General features: G+C 52.9%; 17 protein-coding genes and 1 tRNA gene. 5 read left to right on the top strand and 13 right to left on the bottom strand.

What is annotated here, in order from left to right; all coding sequences use genetic code 11:
• Nucleotides 1-34: 34 nt before the first annotated feature.
• The 5 genes from AB4090_RS09645 to AB4090_RS09665 all read left to right on the top strand — a co-directional run bounded on the left by AB4090_RS09645 (nt 35) and on the right by AB4090_RS09665 (nt 3,625).
• Entirely contained in the window at nt 35-1,042 is a 1,008-nt protein-coding gene (locus tag AB4090_RS09645) for a sodium:calcium antiporter (RefSeq protein WP_369573713.1), read from the top strand.
• 36 nt (nt 1,043-1,078) lie between these two features.
• Nucleotides 1,079-1,154 (top strand) — tRNA-Arg (locus AB4090_RS09650).
• A gap of 374 nt (nt 1,155-1,528) precedes the next feature.
• Nucleotides 1,529-1,786, top strand: coding sequence for a type II toxin-antitoxin system ParD family antitoxin (locus AB4090_RS09655; RefSeq protein ID WP_369573660.1), 258 nt, complete (start codon nt 1,529-1,531; stop codon nt 1,784-1,786).
• Complete coding sequence (locus AB4090_RS09660) at nt 1,783-2,088, top strand: type II toxin-antitoxin system RelE/ParE family toxin (protein WP_369573661.1); 306 nt, start codon at nt 1,783-1,785, stop codon at nt 2,086-2,088. The genes AB4090_RS09655 and AB4090_RS09660 overlap by 4 nt, the downstream gene beginning before the upstream one ends.
• A 145-nt stretch (nt 2,089-2,233) precedes the next feature.
• Entirely contained in the window at nt 2,234-3,625 is a 1,392-nt protein-coding gene (locus AB4090_RS09665) for an NAD(P)/FAD-dependent oxidoreductase (protein WP_369573662.1), read from the top strand.
• Between the two features lie 30 nt (nt 3,626-3,655).
• Here AB4090_RS09665 and AB4090_RS09670 read toward each other — a convergent pair whose 3' ends face one another.
• The 13 genes from AB4090_RS09670 to AB4090_RS09730 form a co-directional block, all read right to left on the bottom strand.
• Complete coding sequence (locus AB4090_RS09670; protein WP_369573663.1) at nt 3,656-4,822, bottom strand: MalY/PatB family protein; 1,167 nt, start codon at nt 4,820-4,822, stop codon at nt 3,656-3,658.
• A gap of 34 nt (nt 4,823-4,856) precedes the next feature.
• Nucleotides 4,857-6,035 carry a cellulose synthase complex periplasmic endoglucanase BcsZ gene (bcsZ, locus tag AB4090_RS09675; RefSeq protein ID WP_369573664.1) on the bottom strand — a complete coding sequence of 393 codons (1,179 nt, stop codon included), beginning with the start codon at nt 6,033-6,035 and terminating at the stop codon, nt 4,857-4,859.
• Nucleotides 6,032-8,860: a cellulose synthase subunit BcsC-related outer membrane protein gene (locus tag AB4090_RS09680; protein WP_369573665.1), complete on the bottom strand. Its 2,829-nt coding sequence runs from the start codon at nt 8,858-8,860 to the stop codon at nt 6,032-6,034. Before AB4090_RS09680 ends, bcsZ begins: the two co-directional genes overlap by 4 nt.
• On the bottom strand, nt 8,850-10,958 hold the full coding sequence (locus tag AB4090_RS09685; protein WP_369573666.1) for a cellulose biosynthesis cyclic di-GMP-binding regulatory protein BcsB: 2,109 nt from the start codon (nt 10,956-10,958) through the stop codon (nt 8,850-8,852). Before AB4090_RS09685 ends, AB4090_RS09680 begins: the two co-directional genes overlap by 11 nt.
• On the bottom strand, nt 10,955-13,258 hold the full coding sequence (gene bcsA, locus AB4090_RS09690; protein ID WP_369573667.1) for a UDP-forming cellulose synthase catalytic subunit: 2,304 nt from the start codon (nt 13,256-13,258) through the stop codon (nt 10,955-10,957). The genes AB4090_RS09685 and bcsA overlap by 4 nt, the downstream gene beginning before the upstream one ends.
• Nucleotides 13,259-13,279: 21 nt before the next feature.
• Nucleotides 13,280-14,275, bottom strand: coding sequence for an NAD-dependent epimerase/dehydratase family protein (locus AB4090_RS09695; protein ID WP_369573668.1), 996 nt, complete (start codon nt 14,273-14,275; stop codon nt 13,280-13,282).
• A complete protein-coding gene (locus tag AB4090_RS09700; protein WP_369573669.1) occupies nt 14,253-15,389 on the bottom strand; it encodes an NAD-dependent epimerase/dehydratase family protein in 1,137 nt (378 codons plus the stop codon). The genes AB4090_RS09695 and AB4090_RS09700 overlap by 23 nt, the downstream gene beginning before the upstream one ends.
• 299 nt (nt 15,390-15,688) lie before the next feature.
• Nucleotides 15,689-16,636 carry an NAD-dependent epimerase/dehydratase family protein gene (locus AB4090_RS09705; protein ID WP_369573670.1) on the bottom strand — a complete coding sequence of 316 codons (948 nt, stop codon included), beginning with the start codon at nt 16,634-16,636 and terminating at the stop codon, nt 15,689-15,691.
• A 202-nt stretch (nt 16,637-16,838) separates the two neighbouring features.
• The gene (pelG, locus tag AB4090_RS09710; protein WP_369573671.1) at nt 16,839-18,209 is read right to left on the bottom strand and encodes an exopolysaccharide Pel transporter PelG; all 1,371 of its coding nucleotides are present in this window, start codon (nt 18,207-18,209) and stop codon (nt 16,839-16,841) included.
• 2 nt (nt 18,210-18,211) lie between these two features.
• Nucleotides 18,212-19,708, bottom strand: a complete 1,497-nt coding sequence (pelF, locus tag AB4090_RS09715) for a GT4 family glycosyltransferase PelF (RefSeq protein ID WP_369573672.1) — start codon at nt 19,706-19,708, stop codon at nt 18,212-18,214.
• Nucleotides 19,708-20,610 (bottom strand): hypothetical protein, encoded by a 903-nt coding sequence (locus tag AB4090_RS09720; RefSeq protein ID WP_369573673.1) that lies wholly within the window; start codon nt 20,608-20,610, stop codon nt 19,708-19,710. The genes pelF and AB4090_RS09720 overlap by 1 nt, the downstream gene beginning before the upstream one ends.
• The gene (locus AB4090_RS09725; RefSeq protein WP_369573674.1) at nt 20,607-21,896 is read right to left on the bottom strand and encodes a PelD GGDEF domain-containing protein; all 1,290 of its coding nucleotides are present in this window, start codon (nt 21,894-21,896) and stop codon (nt 20,607-20,609) included. The genes AB4090_RS09720 and AB4090_RS09725 overlap by 4 nt, the downstream gene beginning before the upstream one ends.
• 13 nt (nt 21,897-21,909) lie before the next feature.
• Entirely contained in the window at nt 21,910-22,446 is a 537-nt protein-coding gene (locus AB4090_RS09730; RefSeq protein WP_369573675.1) for a hypothetical protein, read from the bottom strand.
• Nucleotides 22,447-22,456 lie beyond the last annotated feature (10 nt).

Genomic DNA, 22,456 nt, shown 5'->3' on the forward strand with positions numbered 1-22,456 from the left:
ATCCTAGCACTTCCAATCCACCGAGACCTTGACCATGGACATCGCTCAGCTTCTCTTCGCCCTCGCTCTCATCCTTCTAGCCGCTGAGCTGTTCACTAATTCACTAGAGCACCTGGGCGACCGACTGGGGCTCTCCGAGGGCGTTACTGGCTCCGTCTTTGCCGCTGTCGGCACCGCCCTGCCGGAAACCATGGTCCCGCTGGTGGCTGTTTTTGCATCGAGCAGCCTGGCCAGCCCCGAGGTTGGCGAGGAAGTCGGTGTTGGCGCCATTCTTGGGGCGCCAATGATGCTTTCTACCCTTACCTTGTTTTTGATGTCCGTTTTCGCCGCCGCGCAGCGGGGCTGGCGGGGCAAGCTATTGCCTGAGCGTAGCGGGCTGCGCCGCGATCTTTCTTGGTTCATGGCCGCCTTCGCCTTGGCTACCCTAGCGCTGTTCATTCCCCATCAAGCCGCTATCGTGCGCAGCGCCATCGCCGTAATACTCGTGTTATTCTATTTTTTCTATGTCCTGCTGACCATTCGCGCCTCTGCCGCCCTGGTCGCTGACGGACACGCCACCGAGGCGGAAGCAGCGCTGTATCTTTCTCGTCTTGGTCTACCCAATGCCCTGCCAGTCGTCTTCCTGCAGCTTGCGCTGGGTCTCGCTGGCATCATTTTTGGTGCCGAGCTTTTTGTCCATGGCGTTGAGCATCTATCCGCCTGGCTCGGAGTCTCGGCCCTGATCCTTTCCTTACTGATCGTGCCTGTGGCCACTGAATTGCCAGAAAAAATCAACAGTATCTTGTGGATACGGCGCAAGAAGGACACGTTGGCCTTTGGCAACATTACCGGCGCTTTGGTCTTTCAAGGTTCCCTGTTGCCAGCCATTGGCGTATCCCTAACCCCCTGGACCCCTAGCCCGCCAGTATTGCTTGGTGCCACATTGACGCTCTGCGCCGGTGGCTACACGTTGCTGCTCGTTTGGCGTGGCGTGCAGCTGCGGCCAATGCATTTCCTGCTCAATGGCGTGCTATATGCCGCCTATTTTGCCGTGCTGAGCTAGGCCCAAACTGTCATAACCTGCTACCATCGTACTGCAGCCCCAGTAGCTCAGTGGATAGAGCAACCGCCTCCTAAGCGGTAGGTCAGCAGTTCGATTCTGCTCTGGGGCACCAATAAAAACAAGGTGTTAAACAATCTTGCGGCATGGATGCAGCAGTGGCGCGAGGCCAGAGTCGGCGCTGCACTCGCTGCACGGGTGTGCCACCCGTGCCATGTCGCCTAATGCCGGGTGATGTAAAACAGGCTTGCATCTATCGCGCTTCAACGGCGGTATCTATTTTCACTCGTGGTGCTTCAAGGTCGTGCCATCAGGGGGCGATCGGTTTCGGAAATACTCCCCGCCTCGACGTTCTTTGACAGACAGATCAATTTAACGCTCAAAGCAGGTGGATACCTCTTGTCCATGCTGTCCTAAGTTCTGTCTCAAAATGCATTGATAATTGTTGATATCCAGAATACTATACCACATCAAGCTATGGAGGGCTGAATGATGATCAGTGCTGACTTGGGGAAGCAGCTCGAAACCTACATCTCGAAGCTCGTCGAATCCGGTCGTTACAACTCCAAAAGTGAAGTCCTGCGCGAGGGCGTGCGGCTCGTACAGGACCGTGAAGCGCGGCTTTCCGCGCTGGACACCGTGATCGAACGGGCTCTCGCGGATTCCGATGCAGACAGAGGCAAGCCGGTTGATGAAGTGTTCGACCGACTTGCAGCGAAGTACCGAGCCATGGCGGAAGGGGAATGATCGTCCACATCCTTCCCGATGCGGAGTTAGACCTTGAGGCCATCGGTGACTATATTGCCCGTGACAACCCGCGCCGCGCGCTGAACTTCATGGCGGAGCTACGCGAGAAATGCTTTGCCCTCGCCAGCATGCCGCTCGCTTTCCCCTTGGTACCGCGTTACGAGAAGCGAGGTGTGCGTCATCGCGTGTACGGGAACTATCAAATTTTCTACCGCCTGATTGGGACACCGGTCGAACGCATAGACGTGCTGCACGTCTTGCACAGCGCCCGCGATTACCTCCCGATCTTGTTTCCCGATTGACTCGGCGGTGGACGCATACAACTCTCGGGCTCGCCCCAAACACTCCATCCGAGCGTGTACTATTCTATAGACGTATCCAATTATATCTTTGTGCTAGGCCGCCGCGGCGAAAGTGAACCCCTTAATTTCCCCTGGAGGGCAGGGTATGAATGAGATGTCTACAGATGTACTGATCATTGGTGGCGGGCCCGCGGGCATGATGTGCGGCATCACTGCCGCGCAGTTTTCGCCGCACAAGCAAGTACTCGTTGTGCGCCCGGAGAGCGATGCCGTGATTCCCTGCGGCATCCCCTACATCTTCGGTACCCTGGGCGGCACCGACGAGGATATGGCCGGGCGTGCGCCACTATTGGCCGCCGGTGGCAAGCTCCAGACTGGTAGAATCAGTGAAGTGGATCGCCAGCAACAGACCGCCACCCTCGACAACGGCGATCTGATCCATTGGGAACGTCTGATTCTGGCCACCGGTGCCGACAACTTTGTTCCGCCCATCCCCGGCTTGGACCTCCCGGGTGTCTTCAGCATCCAGAAAGACTACAACTACCTTGATCAGCTCTTCAGCACCCTGATCCCGAAAGTGAAACGTCTGGCCATCATTGGTGGCGGTTTCATTGGCGTGGAATTTGCCGATGAGATCCGCAAGCGCGGCATCGAGGTGCATATCATTGAGATGCTACCACACCTGATGCAGGCCGCCTTTGATCTCTATGCCTGTGAAGCGGTGGAGAAAGAACTGCAAAAACACGGCGTACAGATCCACACCGGCTGCAAGGTGGAAGCGGTCATTGCCGACAGTATGGGAAAACAGGTTGCCGGGGTGCAGATTGCGGGACAGGATCTGCTGGCTGTCGATGCCGTCTTGGTCGCCATCGGCACCCGCCCGCGCACCCAGTTGGCCCAGGCCATGGGCCTCACCCTGAGCCGCTCCGGCGGGGTATGGGTGGACGCCTTTCAGCGCAGCCGCGAAGACCCGAGCATCTTTGCCGTGGGGGACTGTGCCCACAAGCAGGACTTTTTCACCCGCAAGGCCAATCACGCCATGATCGCTTCGCAAGCGGCGGCGGAAGGGCGGATTGCTGGCATGAACCTCTATGGACTGCGCGAGCTGCGCTTCAACGCCGGCTCGGTAAGCGTCTATGCCAGCGAGATCGACGGGCTAGCCTTTGGCGTTGCCGGCATGACCGAACACCAGGCGCAGCAGGAGGGCTTCCCAATCCTCGTGGGCGAGGCGCGCCTGCCGGATCACCACCCGGCGGCCATGCCCAATACTACGGAAATCTACTGCCGCGTCATCTTTGCGCGCGACTCCCTGCAGCTATTAGGAGGGCAGATACTGGGCGGGGCGACGACGGGCGAACTCATCAACACCATCGGCCTCGCGGTACAGATGCGCGCCACCGCTCCCGATCTGGCGAGCATGCAATTTGGCAGCCAACCGCGCCTTACGCCGTCCTTGCATCCCCTCGTCGCCGCCACCGGTGATGCGCTACACAAACATTATCAAAGCCTGCATCCCTGTGTGGAGACACCCGGTTGAGTTATCCAAAGCAGCTACAATAGGGTCAACTTACGATGGCGAGCTGGCCGCTTGGCGGAGTAGCTCCAGCCCATGCTGCAACTGTTGCCGAGGGGTTCCGTAATTGACGCGAACAAAGTTAGAGCCCCCTTCGCCAAAAGAGGGGCCCCAATTCAATCCTAAGCCGACGTCGAGAATCCTGGCTTCGATTCCCTCATCCCCAAGCCCCCAGGCGCCGAGGTCCAACCAGGCTAGATAACCAAAGTCCGGCTGGCGGAAGCGAATCTCTGGTAGATATTGATCCAAGTAAGAGTGCAAGAGTAGGGCGTTTTCAGCAAGATACTCTTGTAGCGCGTGTAACCATGGCGCACCCTCTCGCCAAGCAGCACGCATGGCGGCTTTGGCAAAGGTATGCGTACCGAGGATACCACTACGTCGCAGTTCTTCGACAAACCTTGCCTTTTGCGCGGCCCCTTGGAGCCAAGCAACTGCGCCACCCAAGCCAGCAATGTTGAAGCTTTTACTTGCCGACGCCAGGACGATGGCCGTGGGGTCCACCTTTCCTAGCGGGCGATGGGTTAGCTTGAGACAAGATAGATCGGCATGAATTTCGTCACTGACGATCTGCACGCCATGTCGCTGACATAGTGAGACCAGCAGTCGTAATTCGTCCCCGGTCCACACCCGTCCTACCGGATTGTGTGGAGAACAGAGCAGCAACATGCGGGCCTGTGGCAATTTTGCCTCTAACGCGGCGAAATCCATCTCATAGCGTAAGTCCGCATCCTTACGCAACGGCACGGAAATCAACTGTCGTCCTTGCGCTTCTACCGCCGCAAAAAATGGAGGATAGATCGGTGGCATAATAACGATTCCATCTCCCGGCTGGGAAAACGCGCGCACTGCAGCATATAACGCCGGAACAACACCTTGAACCAGAACGATTTCCTCCCGATTCACCGCCCAAGAGTACCGCCTTTGCCACCAGTCCGCCGCCGCTTCCTGTACCCTTTCATCATGATCTGGATACCCCAATACTGGTTCTGCAAGCCGCCGTTCCAAGGCTTGCAAAATACAGGGAGCGGCCGCAAAGTCCATATCAGCCACCCACATGGGGAAAACTGGTTTGCCAAATTTTTTTTGCGCTCCAGCCCATTTGACGCTGTCGGTATGCTGGCGATCCACAACCGCATCAAAATCGAATAGCGCATCAGTCATGGATTTTTCCTACGATAATCAAAATACAAGCCACCTATTTCTCGGCCCAACTGGGATGGACATTTCCGTGAGGCCCCATACGATAGGCATGATCGTACCAGCCCAGCGCAAATAGGGCGAGATTCTGGTTGTAATAGTGTACTGGAGGGCGCCCATAAACGCCCGTATTGGGGTCTTTTTCTCGCGCCAGACGCTGTAATTGAATGGAAATGGATTTTTGCATCTGATAGCGCGCCAAAAAAGGAATGATAGCCGCCGAGAATCCGCTGGGCCCAATCCCCTCTCCCTTCCCAGTCAAAACGTTCACTTTTAGTGGCGGGAGATCGTTAGACTGCATATATAGCGCCATTCCCCACAATGCATCCAGCACCGCCTTTGCACCTATCGTAGATGGGTCCGTCATCCCTGCCCACAGATAGACGCGAATAGCGTTATAACTTCCATAGACTCCTTGTGGTGCAGGGAAAAAACCCCGATTTTCATCATAGGCAACCCATCCCGGAGAGAAGCCATTCGGCGCCGTTTTTTGAGTAACATAAGGCAGTTTATCGAGCATTTCGGCCCATGGTCCGCCGGGCAGCTGTTGTGCCAAGGCTGCGAGCAGAAAAGGCGGCAGATAGCTTGGATTAATGATCAGCGTCGAGCCAAAATGAAAATATTTTTCTCCCGGTATCAACATTGGACCGACACCCTTCATTGGCAAGACTTCTTGCGCGGCAATATGCTGCGCCAAAGCTTTTCCCAAGCGAGTGTAATCGGGATTTTTCCACAAACGACCGGCCTGCAGTAAATCATAAGCAATCCAAAGATCCGAATCTGCCGCATGGTTTTCGCTCAATAGTCCCCATTTCCCATCTTTGTTTTTGCCCCAACGCCAAGCTGGTAGATTCTTTGCGAGATCACCCTGGGCAAGATTGCTCTGTGTCCACGCCAGGATTCGCGCGAAGACCTGCGGTTCATTCGCAACCAAAGCAAAGAATAACGCGTAAGACTGTCCCTCCGATGTAGTGATTCCACCCTCATACCAATCGATAACACGACCGGATTGCGGGTCTACGAAAACCCGTTGGTAATCCGTCCAAAAATGCTGCCAATCAGTCACGCCATCCGCCCGCGCCTGAGGAATCAACAAACTGAGCAGGACAAAGCCCAGTACAACTGGAGATAGTGCCCGTCCTACGCGCCCGGGCCATTGCCATATCCTTGCCTTCATGGATTGAGTCGCCACATATTCCCCAAAAGCGCAGCCAGAGAAAGGGTTCTAGGCATCAGACCAGAAAAGACGTAGCGAATTCCCACACCGACGTTGGTTTGGGAAAACGCCGGATTCGCCTGATAACTAGCACTGCTATCTAGATACCAATTTTGCCCAATTTTCTGGGTAACACGCAGGTCAATGCTGCCCGATATATTGCTATTATCTGCAGCGGCAAATTCCCCAATGGCCCCGCCGCCAGCCGCCAGTGAGAAGCCTTGCAGCGCAGAAGCTCCAATGAGTGGGGCTGCAGCGGTGCGTGCCCATTGGTAACCGATCCCAGCCGCAAGCGATAATGACCCACCGTCCCACCAATGGCTTACCGCTACCGCAAGTTGCGGCTGTAACAACCATTTTGGACTGTAGTAATTGCCATATCCTGGGGTGGTAAAGTTTTCGTTCCGCGCGTAACCCTCTGAGTATAATGCCGGTCCCACGGCAGACCACCAGGATTCGTTTACAACAACCGGCTTCATCGCCGATAGGTAGCTCGTCCAACCATAGTTGCTACGAATATTGTGACCCGTAATCGCATTGAAATGAACGGTAGCCAAGTAATTCCAGGACATTGTTTTTTGCCCGGCATAATAACCATTGATCCCAACCTGATTGCGCATCGCCGCACCCCACTCGTAAGGTATGGATTGCGCGCTTTTTCCAGGCTCATTCAGCGTCAAAAAGCCCCGGGTTCCATTATAGGAAATCCAGCTTTGCCGCAGCGCATCACGCAATGCGTCTACCGCCAAGTATGAGCCTTTGGATCCTATATTGTGCTGATATTGCAAAACGGCCTGCGGCGAACCACCGCCGATGCTGCTCGGCGAAGTCCAACCGAATCCAACACGCCATTGATATTCAGGCAAGAGGTCGTCAATACCAAGCAAAATACTGGGTGCACGCCAGTTAGACAACGATCCAGATGGCACAAAGCCAAGCGACTGCGCTGCACCAAACGGAGTTGTCGATTGCACGGAATCCACATTGGAGTTTAACCAGGAGCCATGTAACTGTGCGAATGCTGAGTAATGCCAGTTCAATCCCCATTGCGCCAAAACGCCAGGCGCAATCTCTTGCAGGCGGCTACTTCCAGCACCCCGCCCACCGCGTTGCATCCAACCCGCGCCCAGCAATAGGAAGCTGGCGCGTTTCGCTGGCAAGATAACCTGCCCCTTCGCGTTCATGCGCCAGGTGATTTTATTGATATTGTCCAAATTAGCGGCCATCGCTGGCATGGGCAAGTATGTCGACAAAGCCCCGGGGACTTGCTGCGCCAACAGATAAGCCGAGGCAAGTGATTTAGTGTTATAGTCCGCAAGGGCAACGCCTGCTGCATTATCGGAATTGGGCTCCGCGCGGTACAAAGAATGGAACATTTCGCTCGCATGCGAGTACTCATGTAGGTGAATAAGCGACCATGCGCTTATACTCTGCATCCCGGCTGAGAGTGGCTGTTTGCTTCTCAACTCCCGCAAATAATACAATGTCTGCTCATAGTCTTTGTGCTGAAAGGCGTTTACCGCACGTTGTTGAAAATACCATCCATATAGGGTGCGTGCTGGTGTTGATTCGGGCGGGAGGTGTGCCATAGCTTCTCCAGCCTGTACGGTGGCACCATCGGCCATAGCTAATGTACCGGCAGTCTGCCAATCTTCTTCTTTCCCAGACCAGCGAGCCGCCAAGAACCACCACTGTAATGCCGAGGCACTATGTTTCAGTGCGCCCTGAATGGCGGCAATCAATCTCGCGTCGCTGGGGCGCTTGGCCCGTTCGATCTCGGCGATCTGCGGCATTAACAGCAACCAGGCGCGCATATTCTGCCCCTGCGCATGCCAGCGCGCAGCAATACCTAACAGGTAATTCAGATGCCAGCGTTCCAATTGCGTCGTTGCATCCGGATATTTCTCCTTCGCGGTTTTGTAAAGGCTGTTAACCGCAAACTCGGGCAGCACCTCACTCGCGTCATTAAGAAGCAATTGCGTGCGTGCAAGATTTTTACTTGTTTGTATCTGCGAATAGTAATATCGACTTGCTTGCAGAGGATTGCCAGAAAGCGCTTGCGCGTGGGCAAGTAAAAGGGCGTTCTCGGGGTACTTTGCGGAGGAAAAGACCAGTGGATAGCGCTGAGCCAACGCAATGACAGCATTCCAGTCATTTTTCTTTGCCAAATCTGGGACGCTATCTGCAGCTTGATCCGTCTCTACCACCCTCAGCAGTGCCGGCGATGGGTGATATCCAGGGATTTCACTTTCCGCATTTTTAATTTTTGTGCGCATTTCGCTGGCAGTTGCGCGCTGCTGTAAGTCCCACCAAAGCCGGCGATCCATCAACACAGATTGCATGCTGATCTGATCTTTCTGCTCCTGCAACGCCTCCGGCCCCTTGGCATAGCGCGAGGTAAAACGCCGCAGTTCCTGCGTCGCATGTTCTATGCTACCGTGCTTTATTTCCTGCCACACCTTTAGTTCTGATAGAACAAAATCCATCTCGGCGTTCGGATGCCAGCCGTGATATTTCGCTTCTGTAGACTGTATCTCGGCTGTTGCCAACGCGATGTTTTTTTGATTTATTTTCTCCCAGATGTTCTTTACCGCCGCATCTAGCTCAGGCGAACTCGACCCTTTCTCGCCACTGATCTGCTCAACCAGGTTACTTGATTCATGGTGATTCACAACCGCTGCGAATACCGGTCGACTGGCAATCCAAATGAACAGTAGAAGAACCAAGCCCAACAACCTTCCAGTGACAAGGCCAACATAGAACCGGCTTTGATCGTTACTGTCCATGAGATTCCTCCATACGCCAACGCCGACGCCTGTTTTTAATAATTGCCCAACCAGAAAGTGCGCCTCCTGCGACGAGCAGGAGCGCAATTAATATCCACCAGTATGGTTGGACGGAAAATAGATAAATCCAGTACCATGGACTGTCTTTTTTACCATATATTTTTTGTCCACCAAATAGCGTTGAGCGATATTCCCCCCCCTTATCGAGCCAGGCGAAATTGCCGCTAAGAGTGTGCCAGCTTTTCGTGTTGACAAGCTGCCAAGCGGCTGTTGCGAAATGTGCGGCGTCACGCGCCGCAAATAAAACTTTCCACGTCCGACCATGCGGATCATTGGGGCTTTCCAAGAGAAACGCGGATGGTTGTTGCCCCTCCACTCCACTCCAAGAACTGGTGGAACTACCAAGCTGCCAACGTAATCCGGTGCGCGTCAACTGCAGCGGCGCGCCCACTAGTTGGGATTTGGAAAGGTCTGGCAACGTCCCAAGGACGATCTCATTGGACCCGCTCAGGGAATCACCGATTTGCGCGCTAGCGGCGGGTAGGTTACTCCTCGAAGCCTGAGCCAAGCGTGCAAACAGAGTAAGCCCCGCGCTTACCTCCTGTGCTGACGGATCAAGGTAGGCCACCCCCAGTTTTTCTCCATCCGTGCGCACCAAGGGATAGCCCGTGCGGGCAAATAATCGCAAATCAGGCAGCATCGCATAGTCATGGGTCTTGGGAATATGCAACGTCGAGCCGGGGAGCAATTTAGTTGTCCCACCGGTAACTTCCAAGCTGATATGGTTGGTTCCGGCATCCAGGGTTGAAAATGGCACCTTTGTCTCATAGTGTCCCGCACCAAGGCCCAAATGCCATTGTGATATCCATTCACCATTCGCGCGAATGGTAACCAATGGTGGGTTTTGCGTTGTTCCACTCGGCGCAACATCGAGATTTAATTTCATCGTCATCTGCGCCTGACGGTCCGCAAATTGCCCGCCGGGCATCCAAAAGGAAAAATGAATCAAGTTGGCGGCCAACTCCTCCGCGCTATTCGTATCCAAATTCACCTTATTAATAGGGACCTCGGTTCCCGGTCGCAAGACGGCGGCGAGTTGATCACCCTGTCGCATATCGCTCGCCAAAGGCAAGTGCTTTGGCACTTGCCACACGGCGCCAGCAGGCACGGCATTCCGATTACTCCCGAAAGCCAGGGCTGCCTGCAGGACTTCAGCAGGAGTGCGCCCGGTAACGATCAACTGCACACCATTCGCACCATCTTTGGGTTGGCGCAGAATTAGCTCAGGTCCTTCCGTCTTCCCAATATCTGAATAGCTATTTCCAATATCCTTTTCTGTGCCAATGACGACAGAAATTGGCACCGTGGAACTCTGGGAATCTGTATCCCCCGCCTTATCCCCAGCAACGCCAAAATTAGCCTGTACTAATAATGGCTCACTACCCCGCAGTGAAACACCTGCAACTACCTGTTGGGCTGCGGACAATAAGGTCGCGGAAACTGGACCAAGCAACTGTAGCGGCAAAATCCGTGGCTCGCTTTGATCGCTTTGGCGAAGAACCTTGTCCAAATCCGCAAAGTCTACTTGCCGCCAAGGAAGGTGGTCGACGGTATAGCTGAGAGATGATCGATAGAGGTCAACCTGCGTCCAGACTGGCGATGCGGAAGCAACAGTTTCTGTCGTCTCTAAGCGTATAGATATTTTATGGCTCCCCGCATCGATTGGTTGATTGGTGAGGCGAATTACGGCTTGCCCTTCTGGATATTTTGGATCTTCTTTAACCGCAGCGACATCCCGTCCATCCAAAGCAACCACCAGTTCGCTACCCGGTACCGTCCCCGGACCAACAAAATAAAACAAGTGAAGTAAAACTTGCTCCGCTTTTTGGTGCGCTGGGATCACCCAGGGAATATCGAAATGGGAGTCATGCGGCGAGAGGTGGACATATTGCGGCCCATGCAAAAGGTTGGCGACGGAGTGATCGACTGTAGCAGCATTTACCCCAGCGGATACCGACATCGCCGCAAGTAGAAGGATCATCCGGCCCAGCATGCGGAGAATCCCTTGCGCCAACGGAATGTAGCTACAAAATCTCATGATCGTGAACGTCCTACTAGCTCTGGAACGCGACGCACTACTGCGGCGGTCGCGACTGGCAGGCGCGCAATATGTCCGATAGTGTCACGCAGATTTCTGGTCCACAGAAATTTACCCCAATAACCGACCCCTGCCGCAGTTTTCGCTAAAAAATAACTATATGAATAGACAAAGCCTACCCGTTTTTTACGCCGCTCGGAATATCCCGCAATCTGCCCACTATCACAGTACAAAAGGCCAACCAACTCCTTTTTCTGTGTCATATCCCGATACTGAAATTCCAACCCCACTTCATCGCCGCGCCCCTGCACCATACAAACGGGTATGAGACTTGTTGAATAAATGCTTGCTCCTTCCGCAGTCAGACGAACCCCAGTGATATTCGCCCGCATTTGCTCAATACTAGCGGGCCAGTGCGCATGCCGAAATCCCACTCCCCCCATGGACAGGTCAGAGACGGGCAAACGAACCATTGCACCTGATTTGAGAGCGATCTCCCCGTACACTTGAGCGTCTCCGTCACCAAATCCTACGCGGTAGTTTCCCCGTACCTGACGCCTCTCCAACATGACCACGATTGTCGCCGTAATGATGAGGAAATTAAGCACTTCCCAAATCATCGTAAACACCAATTGCGGGCGCTCACCTGGCGAGCTTACCCAGCGCCACGCGCCAACCAACAGGGAACCAACTATGATGGCAAAAAATATCAGTTGCACCCGAATCGCCGAAGACACGAAATCGGTGTCGAGTTGTTCCCCCTTTGGGGTAACATTAAACGGTCGCTTCCCCGGCCGCAATAAGGTACTGAACAGCATTATCGACGCCAGCGGCGTCTGCACCATTTCATAGACATCCGAAGTCAACGGCCAGCGGATTTTTCCATAAATAAAATCCGAATATATCCATGTTGCCAAGAAATATGGCGCTCCATAGATCAAATATTGGCCAATGGTAGCGTCATATACCATGATACCAAACAACAAAAACATCGAGGGCGCAAGCATATTGATCATTCGTGCATAAGGAAACAACCAGTAAGAAAAGCTGGTAATATAGGTCATTTTCTGTGCGAGACTCAAACCACGAACAAAAATCGGGTTCTTCATTTGCAGAATTTGTATGGCCCCCTGTGCCCAACGAACCCGCTGACTGATAAAGCTAGTCACAGTTTCCGGTTGCAATCCGAGAACCTGCGATCGGTTCAGGAAGACACTGTGATAGCCACGCGCATGCAACATCATTGCGGTCTCAACATCTTCGGTAAGGGTATCGGTTTGTATACCGCCAATTTCCATCAACATGTGTCGACGTATAACGGCCGCCGAACCAACAAAAAAACTGGCGCCCCAGCCATCGAGTCCGGATTGTATGTACTGCTGGAACAAATCCGTTTCCGGCGGCGAATCGTGATAAATGTCGAGATTTTTTTCAATGGGATCGGGATTGATAAAACTATGAGGTGTCTGCACCACCGCACAGAGCGGATCTTTGATAAAAAATCCTACGGTATTCGTGAGAAAATCGCGTGTAGGTACATGGTCGGCATCAAGAATTACCATCAGATCGCCATCTAAAGACGCAAGTGCGGCATTGATATTTCCAGCCTTGGCATGGACATTGTGTGCGCGAGTATGATAAGTCGCACCCAATTGGGTACAGAGCGACTGCAACTCGGCGCGGCGAGTTTGTGCCATTGCACTGGTTTTCGGGCTTTGGCAGCGATCGTCGGTGCCACCATCGTCCAAAAGATGCACACGCACTTTCTCTGGTGGATAATCGACATTCAAGGCGCCCAGCAGGGTAATTTCCAGAACGTCGGACGTCTCATTGTAGGTTGGCACAAGAATATCTACCGATGGCGAACTCGCCATTCCTTCCGGCAGCGGCACTGGTGCTCTATTGCGCGGCGAAAAATTCACGAAAAAACCCAACACTGCATATATTGCAGCGTATACCTCTGCCGCAAACAGGAGCGATCCAAAAACCGTACTCGCTATTCCATAGCCACCAATAGTGAATTCCGCCCGCCACACCAGATAACGAACAATCAAATATAAGGCAATGAATATGTTCAATACACGTATGACATCAACCATCTCGGTAGGCACCGGAAACCGCTTGATGACGAAAAGCCCAAGCATCATGATCGCAAGCAGCGTCACGCTCATATAGACCTGCGCCTGATTCTGTACCGGCAGCACTGCCAACATAAACAACAATAAAACTGCTATGGAAAAACCAACTACGGGTAACAGCCTAGCTCCAAACTGGGAGATATAACGAACCATTTTACGCATAATTAACGCCCCCCCTTCACCTCATGCGATTTTGCGTAGCATCTTCCAGTTTTTCCGGTACCATTCCAAAGTGCTATTTAACCCATCTTCCAATGCAGTTTTTGGCTCCCATCCTAACGACTTCCTTGCCTTATCGACGTTGAGGTATTTAATTGCCGGACGCTCTCTTTTCTCTCCTGCAAATATTGGGGTTCGCTCTTGGCCATCATAACGGATGGAGATTTTTTTAGCCACATCAGTTATTGAGGTGGCAGCTCCACTGCCAAAATTGAAAGACTCCCCGCGACACCCCGGCATTGCTTCTGCGGTTCGCATATATGCCTCCGCCATATCGCCTACATAGAGGAAATCCAGGCGCGAACTGCCATCATCCCGTGCGCCAAAATGATAGGCCTCAGCGTTTAGAAGATTGCGTATTGCCCGCGGCACCAGACGAGTAAAATTGATGTCGCCTGGTCCATAGGTGTTCATGAAGCGACACACTGCGACGGACAACCCATAGGCTCCCCCGTAGCTACGCGTTACCGCATCTGCTGCGACCTTCGACGACGCGTAGATGTTCGTTGCTGTGCGTGGCGGATCCGTCTCCAACAACGCGCTATCGGTGGTGGTAGCGCCATAATATGCGCCACTGGACGCCACCACCATGCGCTCGACGAATAAACTCTGGCGCATCGCCTCGAGCAGCACAAACGTACCCATGGCATTGGTGTGCAGGGTTTCCATCGGCAGAGTGTTACTGATTGGCACGATGGGTTGGGCTGCGAGGTGAAAAATTGTGTTGATCTCGAACCGCTCTAATAGCAGGCGGACAAAAGCGCTATCAGTGATGTCACCGATGATCATTTGCACATGGCGTTCAAAACCTTGCAGACGGAAATAGGACAGGTCGTGCACAAGTTTATCGAGCACATATACCTGCGCCCCGCATGCCAATAATTTTTCACAAAGATGTGCGCCGCCAAACCCAGCGCCGCCGGTAACCAGACACTTTCTATCCTGCCAGACGTTGTGCATGGCCTGCCTCCGCCCCACTTGCCATAAAGTAGTCCAGATAGAAACGTATAGTCGCCTTCAATGCATCTGCAAATGACTCACCCGGCTGGAAACCTGTGTCATTTATCAGCTTCTCACCGTTTAAGTGTTGTTTACTGATGGCATGGACCGTTGACGCATTCGCACTAACACGCACGGCGATGCCGTTACGCAGAATTTGCGCCGCACGCGTCTCGTCGTACGCGCCCTCCACCTCCGCGCACAACTCTACAATCGTGCGCAACATGGTTGGGGTACTTAGATAGGTGCCACCAGCCAGGTTGTAAACTTCTCCACGGCACACATTTCCGTGCGCGAGCAATATGATGGCATTTACCAGATCATCGACATAAAGATAGTCACGATGATGCTCAATTGCATCAAAATAGAGTTCCGGCGCTACTGGCTCAGTGCCTCCGTAGATGCTTTGCATGGCCTTTGGGAGCAAACGGTAGGCGCTATTGAAGTCATAGGGTCCGTAGATGTTGCACATCCGTAGCGTCACGGTAGGCAGACCAAACGCCTCATGATAGGTCCGGGAAAACACATCTGCGGCAAGTTTTGCGGAGTCATATACACCAATGCCGCGCAACGGCGTGATGTGTTCGAAATAGGAGTCTCCATCCATCTCACCGTAGACTTTGTCGGTTGACGATAGAAAAATCATATTCGGTTTATGATCGGTCATGCGACAGGCTTCCAACACATTGATCCAGCCTATCGTATTTGCCATGATCGTGTCGTAGGGTGCGGTCAGCGCCTTTTCGATTACCGACGCATAAGCAGCAAAATGAAATATATAGTGAAAGCGCCCCTCTTCGATGACTTCCTGCATAGCCAGCTTGTCCGTCACGTCTGCTTCCACCACGCGCACCTGGTCGCGCAATCCCTGCTGCGCACAATTCATCATCGACGGACGACTAGGAGAGGTGTCGATGTCCAGTACTGTCACCTCCGCACCACAATCCAATAGATGGCGCGCCACGTGCCCGCCAACAAAGCCGAAGCCACCGGTAATCAACACCCGTTTGGCATGGAAATACTCCAAGATTTGGCGCGCGTTTGCAGCATTGTATCGATTGATGTCCTGTAGCATGTTGGCCTCCAGCGGCTCACGTTATCCCCAGTGCCACCCCCTGCTGTTCCCGTTCCAAGAAACACAAAAGATGCCCTTTACCTTACAAGCAGGGAACATGCCAATCTATAAGTGTCTGTATATTATGATATATTAGACGTTTTTTATATATAATCTTGTATCGTTTCTATTACAACATTTGAAGGCTTTATCATTGATCTTTTATAGAACAAAGGAGTACACCCTGCTACAGGAGTGTTACGGTGCGCAAAAAAGGGGAGAAGGGCATCACCATGGCACCAAGCAAGGGTAATAGAGGCTTATGCTCCCACCGCTTCTGCGCCCACGTCTACTCCGGCATCCGTGTTGAGAAACTCTCCCAGCCCCGCTGCCAGGGTGATCTTAGGCGCGCCCAGCAAGGTTCGCATGGCGGTAATATCCGCACAGGAATGGCGTATATCGCCGGCGATGGGAGGAACCCAGGAAAACTCACCAGAACCATGCAAATCACAAAGTGTCTCACCCAGTTGGCGAATAGTCGTAGCACACCCGGAGCCGATGTTGAGCACTCCTGAGCAAGTGCAGAACAAGGCTGCAACATTGGCGCGCGCGACATCTGCGACGTGAATAAAGTCCCGTTCCTGTAATCCGTCTCCGCGAATGCTCAGAGGCTGCCCTGAACGCATCTGTACTATAAAGCGAGAAATCACTCCACTATAGGGTGAGTATGGATCCTGGCGTGGCCCATAAACGTTGAAGTAGCGCATCCCCAAGTGCGAAAGGCCATACATTTTTTCGTAAAGTTGCGCATACAGTTCGTTGCTGTACTTTTCCAGCCCATAGGGCGAAATTGGCACAACCGGATCACTCTCGCGTAATGGCAGAGTTTGTGGATCGCCGTAGACTGCCGCTGACGACGCATACACCACGCGCACGCCGCGTTTCCGCGCGAGCTCCAGCACAATGACAAAATTCCGGATGTTTTCGGTACAGGAGTTCACCGGATTTTCTATGCTTTTTTGCACTGACACCTGAGCGGCCAGATGCAAAATGCCATCGATGTCAGCAAGCAGATTGGCCCAAAGGTGGCTGTCCCCAATATCACCGGTCACAACCTCCAAGCGCGGATGCGATGCGGGAAGATTCTCGCGCCGACCGGTGGAGAAGTTATCAAGAACCCGCACCGAGTAACCCTGGGTGAGCAAATGGTCCACCGTATGCGAACCGATAAAGCCAGCACCACCAATCACCAAAATACGCTCACCCATTATTTCTTCGCTCCTCTACGCAATTTTCGCCGCACTCTCTAAGCAGGAAATATGCCATGCAGAAAGTTGCAGTATATTATACAATTACAAACGGTTACCCACAGAATTTTGTATGATTTACATTACACCACTTCCAAACAATTTCATCAATCCATTGTAGAACAGCGACCTATGTCCTGCTACACGAATGTTACACTGCGCCCTACCGGGCGCGAATAAAGGTAAGGTAATCGATTCGTCCTAAATCACGAGCGAGGAGATAGATTCCCAACGTATCAACCAAAAACAGTCCGGCAACAAAACCCAAACCATAGAAAAACGGCCCGGCCCAAAGCGTCAGCCAGGTAAACGCGAAATTTCCCACCAAAAACAACACACTCAACAAGACTGCACGAGCGCGCAGGTCAAGATAAAAATAGACATTCAACAGGCTCATCAACAGTAGCTGCAAACTCACACCAATAACATCGAACTGAAAGATACGGGCATAGCTTTCGGAATAGCCCAACACATGCAACAGCTGCGGCGTAAACGCAAAAGCGAGCAAAACTGTCACACCCTGGATCTTAGCAATATCCCATAGTCCTGCACGCGTAGCCATGATCATACCAATCTTAGCTGCGCGTAGCTCCTGCAATGTTCCACCTTCAACGATCGCCCGATTATAAGCTTGGTAGGCCTCAACGAAATCTGTTTCGAGACGAAAAAGAAACACCGCAAGACCCGGCACAATCAGGAGATAACTCAAAAAGATTGGTACATCATAAATTGGCGAGGCATGCAAGGGTCCAATGACGCGCGCTCCCGTAGCTTGATTAAACCAAAAGAGAAATTTATCGGTCCAGACTGCTCCATTAAATGCCAAACCGACAAGGGAAAGCGACCAGAAAAACCGGTTGGCTCGCGTTTTCGGCCATTCTAAATAACCCGGAAATTCACGGATCACCGTCACGCCCAGGCCAAACAAGAGAACTAGCTGCCCGAGTGAAAACGCGGCTAAATAACCCAACAAGCCCCAATGACGGCCCTCAAAAAAACCCAATATTACAATTGTGGAATAGCCTAAAAAGTACCAACTAACCAAAGTTTTGTAATCTTTCAGGCTGGTGCCCATAATCGTTAGTACCCATACGCCACAAAGCTCAACAAAACTAAGCCCCATGAATACTTGATAGAGAATCGGCGTTCCCTGAAAAAATAAGAGCAAAACCAAGCTGGCAAACACCGCACCTGGTACGATTGCCGTCACCAACATGGTAAGCAGTATCGTCACGACCGCACGCGCCTGGCGCGCAAAGAGCATATCGGCGATGTAACGAGTAAAAAGCAATTGTACTGGTCCAGTAAAAATCAGCGAAACCGCAATCAGATAGGTCACAGATACCTGAAACTGGATGATTGGTAGCGCCGCCGATCGGTCACTCAAGGCAAGAAAACCAAGGAGCAATATACCAAAAATCGATAGCATCCACGGCCCGGATGAGACAATACCCGCATATCCGTAGGCCTCAATCAGTGCCAAATAACTATTTCGGCGCAGAATACGACGCAGCTCAAACCCAATGCCTGCCATACTCAGCTCCCTCGCAGGGCTTGATCGTACAGGTGGCGATAAGCAGAAAACATTTGCTCCTCCCGATACTGACTCTCTACGCGCAAGATTGCCTGATCGCTACAACGCTGCCACTCTGCAGTATCGTCCAGCAACTCATAAATAGCCTTCGCCAACGCCTGTGCTTCCGCGATGGGCACCACCTTCCCTGCCGGAGCAGGGTGAGCCCCATCTGCGCCCAGGATCAGTTCTCGGCAGGAGCCAACGTCGGTGCTTACCACTGGCACACCGGCCGCGAAACTCTCGAGTACGGAAAGGGGAAGTCCCTCACTGATGGAGCTCAGCACAGTAAGTCGCACCTCTTGCAATACTTCTGTTACGGCACGAAACCCCAAAAACTTTACTTGTTCTTGCAGCTGGAGATGGCGCAGCAATATCGTGCACTCGGTGAAATATTCCTCGTCCTCCTCCGTGGGACCGACAATCCAAAAGCGGGTACTTCGCCCCTGGTCACGGGCCACCGCTGCGGCACGGATGAAGGTCTTGATGTCCTTGATCGGCACCACACGCCCAATCAAGGCTACTACATCCTGCCGTTGCGCATAAGCTTTGCGGCAAGAAATGAAGTTCTCCACGGCTATTCCATTGGGAATGGTTTGCAGTTTTTCTGGACTGGCACCATCGGCGACTTGCAATGGAATAACGCCCGCATAGAGGTTGATGATGCTATCGGCCTGCCGGTAACTGATCCGTCCAAGCAAGGCAAAAAAATTGATCCAAAGTTGCCGCAAATAATGGATATGCCCAGCTCGTTGTAAAAATTCCTCATCTTCCTGAATCCAGCGGGCCAACATCAAATCAATCCGCCGCTCCTTAGTGTAAATACCATGCTCCGAGAGGATCAGCGGACGATCTTGCTGATGGCTGAGCAGTGCCCCAAGATAACCTGCATAGCCGGTCGATGGGCAGTGCATTATCTTTGCTTGCGGTGCCTTTTCCAGCGCGTTTTGGATCACCCACAACGGTGCATGCATACCGCGGATCGTCCAAAAATAGTCGACAAATGGTGGCTGGTCGGGAATCTCCGCATAGCGCGCGAGAAAATACTCCCAGATCTTTTCAGAATAAAGGAAATTTTGCTGGTTTACAGAAAAATTATTCGCATAAGCACCAAGATCAAGGTCTTCCTGCTTACCAGCGATACATTTTCTCATCTGTGCATGGGCAACCTCCACTGGCTCCAAACTAGTCGCCAAGTCCGTCGCACCGAATCGTTTATGGGGTAGCTCAGCACTATCATGGAGAAAATATTCTGCGTAATAGTCTACGTTCTCCGGCAAGGCATAGGGTTTTGCCATATACTCATTGCGGGCACTGCCTAAGAAAATTACGCCAAAGCGATGTCCCGGAAACCCCTGTATCATCCGGTTCACCCAAGAGGACACCCCACCACGTACGTAGGGAAACGTACCCTCAAGGAGAAGAAGGATGTCCACGGAACTCGCCGATTTATGCATCATCAGTCGCACCTCTCCACCCAAAAACGATAGGATGCACCATAGCGCGCGGAGAGAGCCAATTCAGGATGATGGCCGTAGAGCTTACGCAGGCTTGATATATCGCGCCGTAAATACAGGGCCGCCGCACGGTAGGGAGCTATCACAGCCGGTGCGATATTTTCTTGCTCAGCTTGCTGAAGGAATTCTAACACCTTAGCCGTATTGCCTGTTTCTAGCGCACGTAACCCTTCCAACATGGCCGGCAGCACCTCCGCTTGACCTCCTGACTCAGGCATGGGCAGCGGCGTCTCACGCCGTGTATCTGGTTCGGCAAGCTCACGTGAAACGGCATGATCAATGTTCCAGCGCAGCCAAGCCAAATATTCTTGCAGACGCCGCCGGAGACGGGGGTCGGAATTACGCTCGATCTCCTCCTGTAGCTGCAACAGGAGTTCTGTATTTTCTTGCTCGCGCTGATCCAGCGCCGCATACGCAAGTAAACGAATTTCTTCCGCTTCATCTCGCAAGGCACTACGCAACAAGCGGGTCTGTTCGGCAAAGCGCGAGGCAACAATTTGTGAAAGCGCTTCCACCCGTTGACTCGGATCCCTGGATCCTCGCAAACGGCCTGCCACAGCACCCTGAGAAACGCTAGAAATACGCAAACGAGAATCCCGCGCTGGTACCGGTACGATGATAGGCTCGACTTCAGCCGTGTGAATACGTCGCCGCACCGAACGTAGGGCAATTGCATAACTTATGGCAAGCACTGCGCCAATAAAAAGGAGAAAAACACAGAGCAATAAAAACAATAGCCAGGTCGGCGACCAGCCGTGCCACATCTTTTCCCGCGGCGCGATGATGCTCGCCAGGAGTGAAGCGGCCAGCGTTACCAGGAAAAAGAGGATAGCGAGCAAAATCACCCGGGCTCTCGCTCTTCGAGAAACGCACGAATTTGGGTGACCGCCTCACTTCGATCTATCTGCAAGGAATCACGACGTTGGAACATTTTTTCCCAATCCGTGGGGCAGCATTCCCGAATCCGCGTTTCCACTCGCTGCAAGTAGCCGTCGACCGCGCTCGGACCGGAAAAAGGTAATAGCACCAATAAATACAGCCTGCTATCAGAACGGTGCAACCACAGCACATCCAGCCCACGGCGCAAGGTTTGAACCTTGCGCACAACTGCTTCGACTTCTGGGCCATCTAGGAAAACATAGCGAATGCAAAACCCCACCTGCGGCACAACCCCAGCCAAACGCTGCAGTTGCAGGAGATCAACAGCAAACTCCGGCGGACAATCAGGCCAACGCTGCAACACCTGCTGCGAAAACTGGATCGCGCTGGCATAATTGCACAAATATTGGAACAAGACTTCGATGATCTGCAGATTTTCGCGACTAATGGCAAAAAAAGACATATCTTCAATGCCAAGACAGTGCTGAACTCCCATTTTATCTTTATATACATGAACGCTTAGATATTGTTGAATCTGCCCCAATTCCAAGCCAGCGATATTTTGGCTCTGACCCTCGGCAAGTGCCTGCCGCCAAACCGGATCTGCATCGTCCAAGCTAACAACGTTACCAAAACTGGCAAGCAAATTGGGGCTTGTACCCGAACCGTTACAAGCGTACCAAGAAGCAACTTGTACGCCCGCAAGTTGATTCAGGAAATACAAAACGCGCGAGGCAATCTCTTGATTCAAGACACCGTGGTTAGCAGCCAAGCTTTGCCGCAGCTCTTCTACCGCAGTGCGCACGGAAACCGGTTGGTAAAGCAGACTTTGTTCCAAGCGATCGAGCGATACCCGGGTAACGTATAGGTCATCCGCAAGTTGGCGTAGACGGGTTGCGGTAATTTCTTCCTCGAGCGCACGTCCCGTCTCGCGTCGTGACCAGTATGCGCTGAATTCCGAGGCAATGAGTACCACCAACACCGTCCCGGCGGCAACCGCTAAGCCCTGTACCAGTGGATAGGGGTGCCAGAGGAAGACGCTTGCCAATATCACCGACGAAGTCAGCGCCGGGAGAAAGGCGTAGCGTAAGGCAATCAACAACGGGATGATCAGTAACCAGGGAAAATCCTGTGCGAGCAGCAGGGGATCCTGGGGATTGAGAAAATTACTGAGCAATAAGGCGAGAACCGGCAACAGAATTGCCTCGAACCAGCCCTCGCCCCGCCGTGGCAGCACCGTCAGCATACCCATGCTAGTCTCAGTCTCAATGCAACGCGCGACCGAGAAGACGCTGGATCAAGTGCTGCGCAACACCACCCGTACCACCACGCCCGAGGCTCCCGCCGTGGGCATTACCCACGCCGCTCCAGACCACTTTACCACTGGCAACATCTACCACCCAGAGGGTCACAGCTACTTCCGGCTCAGCATTGATACCCGCCCGATAATCCCATTCATCTACGCTTCCCGCCAAGGCATAGCGCGCACCATCAGCGCGTGCCTCGCGCAAAGCGCCGGCATATTCCTGCTTCCAGTCACCGCCGAGAAGGGCCTCAGTACGGGTACTGATGGGCAGGTTCCCCAGCACCGGCCGCCCTTCACTTTGCAAAATGCCCGCTGCTATCGCCGCCGCGCGGGCATTTGCCATAGGCGTTTCGGTATTGTTGGCAAAGGGAAGTACCGCCCACGTGGTCCCTTTGTTGTTTGCGATTGGGCTGGCGGTTTTTACGTTCATTCCTGCACAGCCACCAAGCAGAACCATCAGTCCCAAAGACACTGTCACTGCGCGCCAATTCATCATCATTTCTCCC

The sequence above is a fragment of the Acidithiobacillus sp. IBUN Pt1247-S3 genome (assembly GCF_041146875.1).
Classification (GTDB): Bacteria; Pseudomonadota; Gammaproteobacteria; order Acidithiobacillales; family Acidithiobacillaceae; genus Igneacidithiobacillus.

What these genes read in the sequence shown, in the direction of transcription:
- AB4090_RS09645 (WP_369573713.1), top strand. Translation starts at nt 35, where the DNA reads ATGGACATCGCTCAGCTTCTCTTCGCCCTCGCTCTCATCCTTCTAGCC.
- AB4090_RS09655 (WP_369573660.1), top strand. Translation starts at nt 1,529, where the DNA reads ATGATGATCAGTGCTGACTTGGGGAAGCAGCTCGAAACCTACATCTCG.
- AB4090_RS09660 (WP_369573661.1), top strand. Translation starts at nt 1,783, where the DNA reads ATGATCGTCCACATCCTTCCCGATGCGGAGTTAGACCTTGAGGCCATC.
- AB4090_RS09665 (WP_369573662.1), top strand. Translation starts at nt 2,234, where the DNA reads ATGAATGAGATGTCTACAGATGTACTGATCATTGGTGGCGGGCCCGCG.
- AB4090_RS09670 (WP_369573663.1), bottom strand. Translation starts at nt 4,822, where the DNA reads ATGACTGATGCGCTATTCGATTTTGATGCGGTTGTGGATCGCCAGCAT.
- bcsZ (WP_369573664.1), bottom strand. Translation starts at nt 6,035, where the DNA reads ATGAAGGCAAGGATATGGCAATGGCCCGGGCGCGTAGGACGGGCACTA.
- AB4090_RS09680 (WP_369573665.1), bottom strand. Translation starts at nt 8,860, where the DNA reads ATGGACAGTAACGATCAAAGCCGGTTCTATGTTGGCCTTGTCACTGGA.
- AB4090_RS09685 (WP_369573666.1), bottom strand. Translation starts at nt 10,958, where the DNA reads ATGAGATTTTGTAGCTACATTCCGTTGGCGCAAGGGATTCTCCGCATG.
- bcsA (WP_369573667.1), bottom strand. Translation starts at nt 13,258, where the DNA reads ATGCGTAAAATGGTTCGTTATATCTCCCAGTTTGGAGCTAGGCTGTTA.
- AB4090_RS09695 (WP_369573668.1), bottom strand. Translation starts at nt 14,275, where the DNA reads ATGCACAACGTCTGGCAGGATAGAAAGTGTCTGGTTACCGGCGGCGCT.
- AB4090_RS09700 (WP_369573669.1), bottom strand. Translation starts at nt 15,389, where the DNA reads ATGCTACAGGACATCAATCGATACAATGCTGCAAACGCGCGCCAAATC.
- AB4090_RS09705 (WP_369573670.1), bottom strand. Translation starts at nt 16,636, where the DNA reads ATGGGTGAGCGTATTTTGGTGATTGGTGGTGCTGGCTTTATCGGTTCG.
- pelG (WP_369573671.1), bottom strand. Translation starts at nt 18,209, where the DNA reads ATGGCAGGCATTGGGTTTGAGCTGCGTCGTATTCTGCGCCGAAATAGT.
- pelF (WP_369573672.1), bottom strand. Translation starts at nt 19,708, where the DNA reads ATGATGCATAAATCGGCGAGTTCCGTGGACATCCTTCTTCTCCTTGAG.
- AB4090_RS09725 (WP_369573674.1), bottom strand. Translation starts at nt 21,896, where the DNA reads ATGGGTATGCTGACGGTGCTGCCACGGCGGGGCGAGGGCTGGTTCGAG.
- AB4090_RS09730 (WP_369573675.1), bottom strand. Translation starts at nt 22,446, where the DNA reads ATGATGAATTGGCGCGCAGTGACAGTGTCTTTGGGACTGATGGTTCTG.